Source organism: Streptomyces roseolus (assembly GCF_014649855.1).
Taxonomy (GTDB): Bacteria; Actinomycetota; Actinomycetes; order Streptomycetales; family Streptomycetaceae; genus Streptomyces; species Streptomyces roseolus.
In genome coordinates this window covers 15,592-28,772 of record NZ_BMTV01000047.1, presented here as the reverse complement: position 1 = coordinate 28,772, position 13,181 = coordinate 15,592, and the positions used below count along the sequence as shown (strand labels likewise).

13 protein-coding genes and 1 tRNA gene are annotated in these 13,181 nt (G+C 72.1%); 5 read left to right on the top strand and 9 right to left on the bottom strand.

Annotated features, from left to right (window positions below; all coding sequences use genetic code 11):
* Window positions 1–60: 60 nt before the first annotated feature.
* Window positions 61–693, bottom strand: coding sequence for a hypothetical protein (locus IE245_RS34550; protein WP_189955033.1), 633 nt, complete (start codon window positions 691–693; stop codon window positions 61–63).
* A gap of 47 nt (window positions 694–740) precedes the next feature.
* On the opposite strand from IE245_RS34550, the gene IE245_RS34545 reads away from it, so the two are divergent.
* Window positions 741–929, top strand: coding sequence for a DUF5703 family protein (locus tag IE245_RS34545; protein ID WP_189955031.1), 189 nt, complete (start codon window positions 741–743; stop codon window positions 927–929).
* Between the two features lie 59 nt (window positions 930–988).
* On the opposite strand, the gene IE245_RS34540 is transcribed toward IE245_RS34545, so the two are convergent.
* The 3 genes from IE245_RS34540 to IE245_RS34530 form a co-directional block, all read right to left on the bottom strand.
* Window positions 989–1,843, bottom strand: a complete 855-nt coding sequence (locus IE245_RS34540) for a chaplin (protein ID WP_189955029.1) — start codon at window positions 1,841–1,843, stop codon at window positions 989–991.
* A gap of 172 nt (window positions 1,844–2,015) precedes the next feature.
* Window positions 2,016–2,249: a chaplin ChpH gene (gene chpH / locus IE245_RS34535; RefSeq protein WP_030692834.1), complete on the bottom strand. Its 234-nt coding sequence runs from the start codon at window positions 2,247–2,249 to the stop codon at window positions 2,016–2,018.
* A gap of 144 nt (window positions 2,250–2,393) precedes the next feature.
* Window positions 2,394–3,719: a M20/M25/M40 family metallo-hydrolase gene (locus tag IE245_RS34530; RefSeq protein ID WP_189955028.1), complete on the bottom strand. Its 1,326-nt coding sequence runs from the start codon at window positions 3,717–3,719 to the stop codon at window positions 2,394–2,396.
* A gap of 160 nt (window positions 3,720–3,879) precedes the next feature.
* Between IE245_RS34530 and IE245_RS34525 the strand changes: the two genes are divergently transcribed.
* Together IE245_RS34525 and IE245_RS34520 are read left to right on the top strand one after the other, a co-directional pair.
* A tRNA-Leu gene (locus IE245_RS34525) sits at window positions 3,880–3,967 on the top strand.
* Window positions 3,968–4,034: 67 nt separating this feature from the next.
* Window positions 4,035–4,958, top strand: coding sequence for a pseudouridine synthase (locus IE245_RS34520; RefSeq protein WP_189955026.1), 924 nt, complete (start codon window positions 4,035–4,037; stop codon window positions 4,956–4,958).
* Here IE245_RS34520 and IE245_RS34515 read toward each other — a convergent pair.
* From IE245_RS34515 to IE245_RS34500, 4 genes are all read right to left on the bottom strand, one after another.
* Window positions 4,945–5,574: an MBL fold metallo-hydrolase gene (locus tag IE245_RS34515; RefSeq protein ID WP_189955024.1), complete on the bottom strand. Its 630-nt coding sequence runs from the start codon at window positions 5,572–5,574 to the stop codon at window positions 4,945–4,947. The genes IE245_RS34520 and IE245_RS34515 overlap by 14 nt on opposite strands.
* A complete protein-coding gene (locus IE245_RS34510; protein WP_189955022.1) occupies window positions 5,574–6,659 on the bottom strand; it encodes an S-(hydroxymethyl)mycothiol dehydrogenase in 1,086 nt (361 codons plus the stop codon). Before IE245_RS34510 ends, IE245_RS34515 begins: the two co-directional genes overlap by 1 nt.
* A 130-nt stretch (window positions 6,660–6,789) precedes the next feature.
* Complete coding sequence (locus tag IE245_RS34505; RefSeq protein ID WP_189955020.1) at window positions 6,790–8,247, bottom strand: amino acid permease; 1,458 nt, start codon at window positions 8,245–8,247, stop codon at window positions 6,790–6,792.
* 214 nt (window positions 8,248–8,461) lie between these two features.
* Window positions 8,462–9,163: a FadR/GntR family transcriptional regulator gene (locus IE245_RS34500; RefSeq protein WP_189955018.1), complete on the bottom strand. Its 702-nt coding sequence runs from the start codon at window positions 9,161–9,163 to the stop codon at window positions 8,462–8,464.
* A 182-nt stretch (window positions 9,164–9,345) separates the two neighbouring features.
* Between IE245_RS34500 and IE245_RS34495 the strand changes: the two genes are divergently transcribed.
* Both IE245_RS34495 and IE245_RS34490 read left to right on the top strand, forming a co-directional pair.
* Window positions 9,346–9,873, top strand: coding sequence for a gluconokinase (locus tag IE245_RS34495; RefSeq protein WP_189955016.1), 528 nt, complete (start codon window positions 9,346–9,348; stop codon window positions 9,871–9,873).
* 39 nt (window positions 9,874–9,912) lie between these two features.
* Window positions 9,913–11,310 carry a GntP family permease gene (locus tag IE245_RS34490; RefSeq protein WP_189955014.1) on the top strand — a complete coding sequence of 466 codons (1,398 nt, stop codon included), beginning with the start codon at window positions 9,913–9,915 and terminating at the stop codon, window positions 11,308–11,310.
* 84 nt (window positions 11,311–11,394) lie between these two features.
* Here the strand turns inward: IE245_RS34490 and IE245_RS34485 are convergent, their stop codons facing one another.
* Window positions 11,395–13,050 (bottom strand): FAD-binding dehydrogenase, encoded by a 1,656-nt coding sequence (locus tag IE245_RS34485; RefSeq protein WP_189955011.1) that lies wholly within the window; start codon window positions 13,048–13,050, stop codon window positions 11,395–11,397.
* Between the last annotated feature and the right edge of the window lie 131 nt (window positions 13,051–13,181).

The following is a 13,181-nucleotide window of genomic DNA, read 5'->3' as shown; positions in this document are numbered from 1 at the left end:
CCGGAGGGCCGGGACGTCCAGAAGCGATGTCCCGGCCCTCCGGCGTCCTCCCGTCGCGTGTCAGCGGCCGACGGCCGCCTCACCGGCCTCCTCGTCGTCCTCGTCGTCGAAGACGGAGCTGATGTCGAAGCGGCAGACGATCCGCTCCGGGTCGGCCTGCTCGAAGGGGGCGGCCAGCCACTCCCCCGGCTCCGGGAGGTCGCCCGCCGCGGTCACCCAGAGCGTGGAGTCGCCCTCCTCCAGGCCGAAGTCCTTGTGCCGGGAGGCGATCTCGTCGGGCTCGTACTCCCCGAAGAGGACGCCGAGCGCGGCGGCCGTGGTGCGGGGCCCGTCCTCGTCGGGGTCCAGGTCGGCGACGCGCCGGGCCTGGGCCACCAGCCGGCGCGGCTCGGCCACCGCGTAGTCGCGGCGGATCAGCACGCTGAGGGCGTGGGGTTCGTCAGGTCCGGCGTAGGGCGGCAGCCCGTCGTCGGCCCCGGGAATCTCGAAGGGGGTCACCTCGTCGTAGCGGTCGTAGAGGAGTTCGTCGTAGGACTCGGCGGCCGCCGCGAGCGCGTTGAACGCCTCGTACACCGCCGTGTCGTCGTCCCCCGTGCGGCCTTCGACCGCCGCGAGGTGGCGGTCCAGTGCGGTCTTGACCGCCTCTGCGGCGGCACGTACCTCGGCAGCGGTGGGCTGCGCAGCATCAGACATGGGACAGACGCTATCCGTACCGGGCCGGTGCCCGCACAATAGATGCGATGCCGGAATACGAATTTGTCGACGTGTACGTGCCGCGAGGGGTCTCCCGCAAGGAGGCGACGCGGCTTCTGACCGACCATGCCGAGTACGGACACTGGGAGTTGGACCGACTCACCCTCCGCCGGGACGGGAGCCGCAGAGTGCGGCTGAAGCGGCGGATCATCCGTCAGGTGCGCGCGACCTGGTGACGGACGCGGAAAGGGGCCCCGCACGGCGCGGGGCCCCTTCGCGTTCCGGGCGGTGCGGGTCAGGCGCCGCGGCGGGAGCGGCGGTAGACCAGCGAGCCCGCGAGGAGCATGCCGGCGGCGGCCGGGACGATCACGCCGAGCGGCGCGCCCGCGCCGGTCTCGGCGAGCTCGTCCGGGGAGGCCGGCGGCGGCGTGAGCTGCGGCCCGGGGTGGTTCGAGCCACCGTCGGGGCTCGGCGGCACACCGGGGGTACCGGGAGTGCCAGGCGTACCGGGAGTGCCAGGCGTACCCGGCGTACCGGGAGTCCCCGGCGTGCCAGGGGTCCCGGGAGTCCCCGGCGTACCGGGAGTCCCCGGCGTGCCGGGGGTCCCCGGCGTGCCGGGCGTACCAGGCGTGCCAGGGGTCCCGGGGGTCCCCGGCGGGGTCTCCTCGCCGTAGCCGCCCGGCTCCTCGCCGTAGCCGCCGGGCTCCTCCTCGCCGTAGCCGGGGTCGGCGGTCCGGCCGTCGGCGCAGTCGTTGCCCGCGGCCGCGTTGCCGAGGCCGATGCCTGTGACGCTGTTGCCGCACGCGTTCACGGGCACCTCGACCGGGACGACCACGGTGTTGCCGGAGGCGACGCCCGGGGAGTCGCTCGCGGACGCGCCGCCGGACGTGCCGGGGCGGGACTGCGCGGGGATGTTCGCGCAGGAGTTGCCCATCGCCGGGTTGAGCACCCCGACGACGTTCACGGTGTTGCCGCAGGCGTTGACCGGGGCGTGGACCGGGACCTGCACGGTGTTCCCGGACGCGACGCCGGGTGAGTTCCTGGCCGTGCCGCCGGCGGTGGAATCGGCCTGCGCGATGCCGCCGCCGAGCGCGAGGACGCCTCCGGCCGCCGCGACGGTGATGATGCTCTTGCGCGTGACCTGTCGCATAGCTTGCTTACCTGCCTTCTCGGCAATGCGCCTGATCGGTCCGGAAGGCCCGACCGGCGGGGAGTGAGGGCCACCGGGCCCGTGCCCGGGGCGGAATGGCCACCGGCCCCGGAGTGCATGGCACGCACTCCGGGGCCGGACGGCTCACGCCCTCAAGGGGCGGGGCACAACGTCAGGCGTTGATGCAGGTGTTGCCGAAGGCGGGGTTCAGCAGACCGATCACGGAGACCGTGTTGCCGCAGACGTTCACGGGCACGTGAACCGGGACCTGCACGACGTTGCCCGAGAGGACACCGGGGGAACCGATGGCCGCACCCTGGGCACCCGCGTCGGCGACGGCCATGCCCGCGCCCGCGAGAACGAGACCGCCGGTGGCAGCCGCAGCAGCGACGACCTTCTTGATCATTATTCCTCCTAGTTGGCAATGCGGCCCCAGCCGCGGACCGCATCACCTGTAACGAGGGGGAAGGGTGGGGGCTACGAGCCCCCGGGTGCATTCACTCTTTCCGGGCAGACCCAAACGCGCTGCCGAATTCGGCCCGGCGCGCGGTCAGCAGGCGTCGAGGAAGCGGTCCAGGACGCGGACGCCGAACTTCAGGCCGTCGACGGGGACGCGCTCGTCGACGCCGTGGAACATGCCGGCGAAGTCGAGCTCCGGCGGCAGCTGGAGCGGGGCGAAGCCGAAGCAGCGGATGCCGAGGTCGTCGAAGGACTTGGCGTCGGTGCCGCCGGAGAGCATGTACGGCACGGCGCGGGCGATCGGGTCCTCGGCGCGCAGGGCGAGCTGCATGGCGTCGACGAGGGCGCCGTCGAAGCTGGTCTCCAGGGCCTTGTCGCCGTGCACGTCCTCGCGCTTGACCTTGGGGCCGAGGATACGGTCGAGGTCGGCGAGGAACTCCTGCTCGTAGCCGGGCAGGAAGCGGCCGTCGACGTGGGCGGTGGCCTGGCCGGGGATGACGTTCACCTTGTAGCCGGCGCCGAGCATGGTGGGGGCGGCGGAGTTGCGCAGGGTCGCGCCGACCATCTTGGCGATGCCGCCGAGCTTGGCGAGGGTGCCGTCCATGTCCTCGGGGTCGAGCGGGGTGCCGAGGGCGTCGGACAGCTCGTCGAGGAAGCTGCGGACGGTCTTGGTGACGCGGACCGGCCACTGGTGGCGGCCGAGCCGGCCGACGGCCTCGCAGAGCTCGGTGATGGCGTTGTCGTCGTTGGTCATCGAGCCGTGGCCGGCCGTGCCCTCGACGGTGAGCCGCATCCAGTGCATGCCCTTCTGGGCGGTCTCGACCAGGTAGAGGCGGAGGTTCTCGTTCACGGTGAAGGAGAAGCCGCCGACCTCGCCGATGGCCTCGGTGACGCCGTCGAAGACGTCCCGGTGCTTGTCGACCAGGTGGCGGGCGCCGTAGGTGCCGCCGGCCTCCTCGTCGGCGAGGAAGGCGAGGACGACGTCGCGGGGGGGCTTGCGGCCGCTGCGCAGCCGGTCGCGGACGACCGCGAGGGTCATCGCGTCCATGTCCTTCATGTCGACGGCGCCGCGGCCCCAGACGCAGCCGTCGGCGACCTCGCCGGAGAAGGGGTGGTGGGTCCAGTCGGCGGCGTCGGCCGGGACGACGTCGGTGTGCCCGTGGATGAGCAGCGCCGGGCGCGAGGGGTCCTCGCCCTCGATGCGGGCGACGGTGGAGGCCCGCCCCTTGTGGGACTCGATGATCTTCGGTTCGAGGCCGACCTCGGCGAGCTTCTCGGCGACGTACTCGGCCGCGGCGCGCTCCCCCGGGCCGGAGTGGTCCCCGTAGTTGCTGGTGTCGATGCGGATGAGGTCCCGGCAGAGGTCGACGACCTCGTCCTCGCCCGCGACGGTCCGGCCGGTGTTCGACTCGCTCACGCTGCTTCCTCCCACGACGTGCCCCACGTGCTTGCTGGTGGTCGCCCCCATCCTCCCCCGCTCCCGCCCCGGCGGCACAAGGGCGTGGTGATCGACCGGTCCGATTGTTTGCTATGGTTTCCCTCGTCGGAACGGCCCAGGGCCGCGAGACAGACACCTTGTCCGGGTGGCGGAATGGCAGACGCGCTAGCTTGAGGTGCTAGTGCCCTTTATCGGGCGTGGGGGTTCAAGTCCCCCCTCGGACACCAGAAGAAGTCCCGGTCGAGTTCACTCGACCGGGACTTCGGCGTTGTGCGACGAGGGCGAGGCGGAGCGGTGCGCAGGAAGAGGGTTCCGGCGGCGCCGCTGCCGCAGCGGGAGGGGATCGATCCCGTCCGGCTCCGGCTGCCGGAGGACCCGGCGGGAGCCTGGCCGACCGTGGGGGCGTACCTCCTGGGGCGGTACGGGGCGGCGGTCGGTGCGGAGCGGATCGGCGCGATGCTGGACGCGGGGCGGTTCGTCGGGGCCGACGGGCGGGCGGCGGCGGCCTCGGAGCCGTACGAGCCGGGGCGGTGGCTGTGGTTCCACCGGGACCTGGCGCCCGAGGAGCGGGTGCCGTTCGAGGTCGGGGTGGTGTACCGCGACGAGCGGATCCTGGTGGCGGACAAGCCGCACTTCCTGGCGACGACCCCGCGCGGGCGGCATGTGACCGAGACGGCGGTGGCGCGGCTGCGGGCGGGGCTCGGACTGCCGGGGCTCCAGCCGGCGCACCGGCTCGACCGGCTGACGGCGGGCCTCGTGCTCTTCGTGGTGCGGCCGGAGGACCGGGGGGCGTACCAGCTGCTGTTCAAGGAGCGGCGGATGCGCAAGGAGTACAAGGCGGTGGCGCCGTACGACCCCGGGGTGGCGCTGCCGGTGACGGTGCGCAGCCGGATCGAGAAGGAGCGGGGGGTGCCGGCCGCCCGGGAGGTGCCGGGCGAGCCGAACGCGGTGAGCCGGATCGAGCTGGTGGAGCGGGTCGGCGCCCACGGGCGGTACCGGCTGCTGCCGGAGACCGGGAAGACGCATCAGCTGCGGGTGCACATGAACGCGCTGGGGCTGCCGATCGTCGACGATCCGCTCTATCCGGTGGTGCGTGAGGACGGGCCGGAGGACTACCGGCGGCCGCTGCGGCTGCTCGCGGCGGCGCTGGAGTTCACCGACCCGGTCACGGGCGAGGAGAGGCGGTTCGAGAGCCGGCTCTCGCTCAGTGGCCCCTAGCGATCCACTCCTCCAGGTGCGGGGCTTCCGCGCCGATGGTGGTGGAGTCGCCGTGGCCGGTGCGGACGACCGTCTCCGGCGGGAGGGTCAGGAGCTTCTCCCGGATCGAGTCGACGATCGTGGGGAAGTCGGAGAAGGACCGGCCGGTGGCGCCGGGGCCGCCCTGGAAGAGGGTGTCGCCGGTGAAGACGGTGCCCAGGTCGGGGACGTACAGGCAGACCGCTCCGGGGGCGTGGCCGGGGGTGTGGAGGACCTTCAGGTCGGTGCCGGCGATGGTGAGGACCTGGCCGTCGGCGAGCTCGCCGTCGGGGGTGTGGTCGGGGTGGGTGAGCTTCCACAGCGGCTGGTCGGCGGGGTGCAGCAGGACGCGGGCGCCGGTGGCGGCGGCGAGCGCGGGGGCCGCGCCGACGTGGTCGTCGTGGGCGTGGGTGCAGACGATGGCGCGCAGGGTGCGGCCGTCGAGGGCTTCGAGGACGGCGTCGGCGTCGTGGGCGGCGTCGATGACGATCGCCTCCTCGTCGTCGCCGACGATCCAGACGTTGTTGTCGACGTCCCAGGTGCCGCCGTCGAGGCTGAAGGTGCCGGAGGTGACGAGGCGCTCGATGCGGGCGGTCATCACAGCACCACCACGGACCGCAGCACGTCGCCCTCGTGCATGCGGGCGAAGGCCTTCTCGACGTCGTCGAGGGCGATGGTCTCGGTGACGAAGGCGCCGAGGTCGATGCGGCCCTGCCGGTGCAGGTCGATGAGCATGGGGAAGTCGCGGGAGGGCAGGCAGTCGCCGTACCAGGAGGACTTGAGGGAGCCGCCGCGGCCGAAGACGTCGAGGAGGGGCAGTTCGAGCTTCATCTCGGGGGTGGGGACGCCGACGAGGACGACGGTGCCGGCGAGGTCGCGGGCGTAGAAGGCCTGCCGGTACGTCTCGGGGCGGCCGACGGCCTCGATGACGACGTCGGCGCCGAAGCCGCCGGTGAGGGCGCGGATCGCCTCGACGGGGTCGGTGGTGCGGGAGTCGACGGTGTCGGTGGCGCCCATCTCCTCGGCCTTGGCCAGTTTTCGCTCGTCGACGTCGACGGCGATGATCTTCGCGGCGCCGGCGAGGCGGGAACCGACGATGGCGGCGTCGCCGACGCCTCCGCAGCCGATGACGGCGACGGTGTCGCCGCGGGAGACGTTGCCGGTGTTGATCGCGGCGCCGATGCCGGCCATCACGCCGCAGCCGAGGAGGCCGGCGATCTCGGGGGCGACGGAGCGGTCGACCTTGGTGCACTGGCCGGCGGCGACGAGGGTCTTCTCGGCGAAGGCTCCGATGCCGAGGGCCGGGGAGAGCTCCGTGCCGTCGAGGAGCGTCATCTTCTGCCGGGCGTTGTGGGTGTCGAAGCAGTACCAGGGGCGGCCGCGGCGGCAGGCGCGGCACTGGCCGCAGACGGCCCGCCAGTTGAGGATCACGTAGTCGCCGGGGGCGACGTCGGTGACGCCCTCGCCGACCGACTCCACGGTGCCCGCGGCCTCGTGGCCGAGGAGGAAGGGGAAGTCGTCGTTGATCCCGCCCTGCTTGTAGTGCAGGTCGGTGTGGCAGACGCCGCAGGCCTCCACGCGGACGACGGCCTCGCCGGGGCCGGGGTCGGGGACGACGACGGTCTCGATCCGCACCGGCTCGTTGCGGCCGGGGGCGATGACGCCCCGTACGTGCTGTGGCATCGCTGACTTCCCTTCAGAGGATCTTGTAAGCCTCCTGCGTACCACTATCTCCTGATAAAAGGCGAGACCCCCGCAGGCCGTGCCTGCGGGGGTCCGCCGCTCCCGTGGGGGGAGCCGGGGGGCGGTGGGGTCAGTCCTGCTCGCCGGAGGTCTCGCGGACCCGGCGGCGGACCAGGAACCAGCCGCCGACGAGGGCCGCGCCGATCAGCGGCAGGCAGTTCACGGTGGTGCGGCCGATGCCGCCGTCCATCCACATGAGGACGAGGACGGAGCCGAGGAAGACCAGGGTCACGATCTGGGTGTACGGGGCCCAGGGCAGCCGGTAGGCGGGGCGGGTGAGGACGCCCTGCTCGGCGCGGCGGACGAAGAGCAGCGAACACACCATGATCATGGCCCAGGTGCCGATGATGCCGATCGAGGCGAAGTTGAGGACCAGCTCGAAGGCCTCCTCGGGCATCCTGGCGTTGAGGACCACGCCGACGACGCCGAAGCCCGCGGTGAGCAGGATGCCGCCGTAGGGGACGCCGCCCTTGTTCATGACGCCGGTGAACTTCGGCGCGGAGCCGGCCAGCGACATGGAGCGCAGGATGCGGCCGGTGGAGTACAGGCCGGAGTTGAGGCTGGAGAGGGCGGCGGTGAGGACGACGAGGTTCATCACGCCGGCGGCGCCGGGGACGCCCAGCTTGTCGAAGACGGTGACGAAGGGGCTCTGGTCGCCGGAGTAGGCGGTGTACGGGAGGATCAGCGCGAGCAGGACGACGGAGCCGACGTAGAAGAGGCCGACGCGCCACATGATCGAGTTGATCGCCTTCGGCATGATCTTCTCGGGGTTCTCGGTCTCGCCGGCGGCGACGCCGCAGAGCTCGACGGAGGCGTAGGCGAAGACGACGCCCTGGATGAGCAGGAGCATCGGCATCATGCCGTTGGGGAAGATGCCGCCGTTGTCGGTGATGTTGGCGAGGCCCGGGGTGGAGCCGCCGACGTCGTGCGAGGTCACGACGAGGAAGATGCCGACGAGCATGAAGGCGACGAGCGCGGCGACCTTGATGATCGCGAACCAGAACTCCATCTCGCCGAAGTACTTCACCGAGATGAGGTTGGCGGCGAGGACGACCGCGAGGGCGATCAGGGCGAGGATCCACTGCGGGACGTCGCTGAACATCGACCAGAAGTGGGCGTAGGTGGCCGCGGCGGTGATGTCGGCGACGGCGGTGGTCGACCAGTTGAGGAAGTAGAGCCAGCCGGCCGTGTAGGCGCCCTTCTCGCCCATGAACTCGCGGGCGTAGGAGACGAAGGCGCCGGAGGACGGGCGGTAGAGCACGAGCTCGCCGAGGGCCCGGACCACGAAGAAGGCGAAGACGCCGCAGACCGCGTACGCGATGAAGAGCGAGGGGCCGGCGCTGGCCATCCGGCCGCCGGCGCCGAGGAAGAGTCCGGTGCCGATCGCGCCGCCGATGGCGATCATGTTGATGTGCCGGGACTTGAGGTCCTTGCGGTATCCGGCGTCGCCGGCGTCCACGTGGGGGGAGGCCGGCGTGTTCGCCGGGGCGGCGGACAGCGGCTCGGCCGCGATGACGCGGTCAGTCATGGAGTTGTTCGCCTTCGTGAGGGAGGTGGGGCTGTGCGGTACCCGGCCGGGCGGGTCCCTTCGTGGGGGACGTTCCCGCACGGCCAGCAGACATCCTCACGGCAAGGCCCGCTCACTGACTGTGAGCGAATTCACTGAACGCCCGTATTTGAGCTAGTTCAGAGGTTACGCAGCGCTGTACGGCGTACGAACGGGGTCTGGCGGACGGAGGGCGTCACGGGGCCAGGACGTCCAGCTCCTTGAGCGCGCCGACGGCGATCTCGCGGGTCAGGGCCTCGGCGCGGGCGGCGTCCCGCTCCCGCACCGCCTCGGCGACCTGGACGTGGAGGGTGACGGCGGCCGGGTCGGGGTCCTCGAACATCACGTGGTGGTGGGTGCGGCCGGTGAGGACCTCGGCGACGACGTCCCCGAGACGGGCGAACATCTCGTTCCCCGAGGCGTTCAGGACGACCCGGTGGAAGGCGATGTCGTGGACGAGGTACGCCTCCAGCTGCCGGCCGCGCGAGGTGGCGACCATACCGAGGGCCCGCTCGGTGAGCTCGCGGCACTGGTCCGGGGTGGCGTGGACGGCGGCGAGACCGGCGGCGACGGGTTCGACGGCGGAGCGCAGCACGGTGAGCGAGCGGAGCTGGCGGGGGCGGTCGGCGCCGGCCAGGCGCCAGCGGATGACCTGGGGGTCGTAGACGTTCCAGCTCTCGGTGGGCAGGACCGTGACGCCGACCCGGCGGCGGGACTCCACCAGGTGCATCGACTCCAGGACGCGGACGACCTCGCGGACGACGGTCCGGGAGACGTCGAAGGTCTGGGCGAGCTCGTCGGTGCGGAGCACCGTGCCGGGCGGGTGCTCCCCGGCGGTGATGGCCAGGCCCAGGGTGGCGAGCACGTGCGAGTGGAGCCCCTGGGCCGCTGTCGTCATGGGACTCAGCCTATGCGGGGGCGCTCCGGTGATCACATCGGGAATTAAAAGTACTACTTTTATGTCACAGACTCTTGAATACGTCGTACTCAATAGGTTTCATGAGCGCGACGGATCGATGTCGCGAAGACAGCACCGATGTCGAACGGCACCGATGTCGAAGAAGACAGCGAGGCATTCCCATGAGCACCACCCCCCACCCCGCCGCTCCCCCGGTCGTCGTCGTCATGGGCGTCGCCGGGACCGGGAAGACCACGATCGGCCCGCTGGTCGCCGACGCCCTCGGCCTGCCGTACGCGGAGGGCGACGACTTCCACCCGGCGGCCAACGTGGCCAAGATGTCGGCCGGGGTCCCGCTCGACGACGCCGACCGGGAACCGTGGCTCGACGCCATCGGCGCCTGGGCGCACGACCGGGCCGGGCTCGGCGGGGTGGTGAGCAGTTCCGCGCTGAAGCGGATCTACCGGGACCGGCTGCGCGCGGCCGCCCCCGGGGTCGTCTTCCTCCACCTGACCGGGGACCGGGAGCTGATCGAGGGCCGGATGGCCTCCCGCAAGGGCCACTTCATGCCCACCGCCCTGCTGGATTCGCAGTTCGCCACCCTGCAGCCGCTGCAGGACGACGAGGCCGGCGTCGCCGTCGACGTCTCCGGCACCCCCCAGGAGATCACCGAACGGGCCGTCGCCGCGCTGCGGCGCCTCGCCGGCTGAACCCTCTCCCCCCCGCCTGCCCGTACGAAGGACACCACCGTGACCAGTCTCAGCGTCGAGACCCTGGCAGCGGACGCCGTCGAACCGATCACCTCGGCCGGCAACGCCCAGCTGGGCATCGCCGTTCTCGCCGGCATCGCCGTCATCGTCCTGCTCATCACCAAGTTCAAGCTGCACGCGTTCCTGGCGCTGACCATCGGCTCGCTCGCGCTCGGCGCGTTCGCCGGGGCGCCGCTCGCGGACACCATCAAGTCGTTCAGCACCGGACTCGGCAACACCGTCGCCGGCGTCGGCGTGCTGATCGCGCTCGGCGCGATCCTCGGCAAGCTGCTCGCCGACTCCGGCGGCGCCGACCAGATCGTCGACACGATCCTCGCGAAGGCGAGCAAGCGGTCCATGCCGTGGGCGATGGTCCTCATCGCCTCGGTGATCGGTCTGCCGCTCTTCTTCGAGGTCGGCATCGTGCTGCTGATCCCGGTGGTCCTGATGGTCGCCAAGCGCGGCAACTACTCCCTGATGCGGATCGGCATCCCCGCCCTCGCCGGCCTCTCCGTGATGCACGGGCTGATCCCGCCGCACCCCGGCCCGCTCGTCGCGATCGACGCCGTCGGCGCCAACCTGGGCGTCACCCTCGCCCTCGGCCTCGTCGTCGCCGTCCCGACCGTGATCATCGCCGGCCCGGTCTTCTCCCGGTACGCCGCCCGCTGGGTGGACATCCAGGCGCCCGAGCACATGATCCCGTCGCGTCCCTCCGAGGACCTGGACAAGCGTCCCGGCTTCGGCGTCACCGTCGCCACCGTGATGCTGCCGGTCGTCCTGATGCTGGTGAAGGCGCTCGTCGACATCGTGGTCGACGACCCGGAGAACGCGGTGCAGAAGGTCACCGACGTCATCGGCTCGCCGCTGATCGCGCTGCTCGCCGCGGTGATAGTGGGCCTGTTCACGCTGGGCCGGGCGGCCGGCTTCACCAAGGAGCGGCTGTCCTCGACCGTCGAGAAGTCCCTCGCCCCGATCGCGGGCGTGCTGCTGATCGTCGGCGCCGGCGGCGGCTTCAAGCAGACCCTGATCGACATCGGCGTCGGCCAGATGATCCTGGACTTCTCCAAGGACTGGTCGATCCCGGCGCTGCTGCTCGCCTGGCTGATCGCGGTCGCCATCCGCCTCGCGACGGGCTCCGCCACGGTCGCGACGATCTCGGCGGCGGGCCTGGTGGCCCCGCTGGCCGCGGGCATGTCGACGGGCGAGACGGCGCTGCTCGTGCTGGCCATCGGTGCCGGTTCGCTCTTCTTCAGCCACGTCAACGACGCCGGTTTCTGGCTGGTGAAGGAGTACTTCGGCATGAACGTCGGCCAGACGATCAAGACCTGGTCGGTGATGGAGACCATCATCTCGGTCGTGGGCCTGGTGTTCGTGCTGCTGCTGTCCCTGCTGGTGTAGAGGCGACGGCGGCGCGAAGGGCCCCGGACCTCCCCCTCGGAGGCCCGGGGCCCTTCGGCGTCCGAGGCCGGGCCGGCGGCCGTCTCAGTCCACCGCGACCGCCGCCGCCCGGCCCGCCGCGCGGCCGGAGAAGACGCAGCCGCCGAGGAAGGTGCCTTCGAGGGAGCGGTAGCCGTGGACGCCGCCGCCGCCGAAGCCGGCGGCCTCGCCCGCCGCGTACAGGCCCGGCAGGGGTTCGCCGGTCTCGGTGAGGACGCGGGAGGAGAGGTCGGTCTGGAGGCCCCCGAGGGACTTGCGGGTGAGGATGTTGAGGCGGACGGCGATCAGCGGGCCGGCCTTGGGGTCGAGGATGCGGTGCGGGGCGGCGGTGCGGATGAGGCGGTCGCCGAGGTAGCCGCGGGCGCCGCGGATCGCGGTGATCTGGAGGTCCTTGGTGAAGGGGTTGGCGATCTCGCGGTCGCGGGCGGTGATTTCGTGGCGCAGGGCCGCCTCGTCGATCAGGTCCCGACCGGTGATCCGGTTCATGCCGCGGACGAGGGCCGGCAGGTCGTCCTCGACGACGAAGTCGGCGCCCTTGTCCATGAACGCCCGGACGGGGCCGGGCACGTCGGCGCGGGCGCGGCCGAGGACGTCGCGGACGGACTTGCCGGTGAGGTCGGGGTTCTGCTCGGAGCCGGAGAGGGCGAACTCCTTGCCGATGATCCGCCGGTCGAGGACGAACCAGGTGTGGTCGTGGCCGGTCCGCATGATGTGTTCGAGGGTGCCGAGGGTGTCGAAGCCCGGGAAGAGCGGGACCGGGAGCCGCTTGCCGGTCGCGTCGAGCCAGAGGGAGGAGGGGCCCGGCAGGATGCGGATGCCGTGCCGGGCCCAGAGGGGGTTCCAGTTCTCGATGCCCTCGGTGTAGTGCCACATCCGGTCGCGGTTGACGTGCCGGGCGCCGGCCTTCTCCGCGATGCCAAGCATCAGGCCGTCGACGTGGGCCGGGACGCCGGAGAGCAGCTTCGCGGGCGGGGTGCCGAGACGGGCCGGCCACTGGGCGCGGACCAGGTCGTGGTTGCCGCCGATGCCGCCGGTGGTGACGATCACCGCCTGCGCCCGCAGCTCGAAGGAGCCGGTGACGGTACGGCTGCTGGCGGTGCCGCGCTCGGCGTCCGAGGGCTCCAGGACCTCGCCGGTGACCGTGTCGAGGGCGCCCCCGGTGCGGCCGAGGGAGGTGACGCGGTGGCGGAAGCGGAAGGCGACGAGGCCCCGGGCGACGCCCTCGCGGACCTTCGCCTCGAAGGGGGCGACGAGGCCGGGGCCCGTACCCCAGGTGATGTGGAAGCGGGGGACGGAGTTGCCGTGGCCGTTCGCGTCGTAGCCGCCGCGCTCGGCCCAGCCGACGACGGGGAAGAAGCGGATCCCGCGCGCGTGGAGCCAGGAGCGCTTCTCGCCGGCGGCGAAGTCGACGTACGCCTCCGCCCAGCGCCGGGCCCACGCGTCCTCGGGCCGGTCGAAGCCGGCGGTGCCCATCCAGTCCTGGAGGGCGAGGGCGTGGCTGTCCCGGACGCGCAGCCGGCGCTGTTCGGGCGAGTCGACGAGGAAGAGCCCGCCGAAGGACCAGTGGGCCTGGCCGCCGAGGGACTGTTCGGGCTCCTGGTCCAGGAGGATCACGGACCGGCCGGCGTCGACCAGCTCGGCGGTGGCGACGAGACCGGCGAGGCCGGCCCCGATCACGATCACATCGGCGTCATAGGACATGGACCGCATCTTGGATACACGAATGTATCGAGTCAACCGTTCGGGCGGATCGGGCCGGCCGGGCGTGCGGGGCGAGGCGGCTGCGGGGGGCTGGGTGGGGGGGGCGGCTGGGGGTTGGCTGGGGGTTGGGC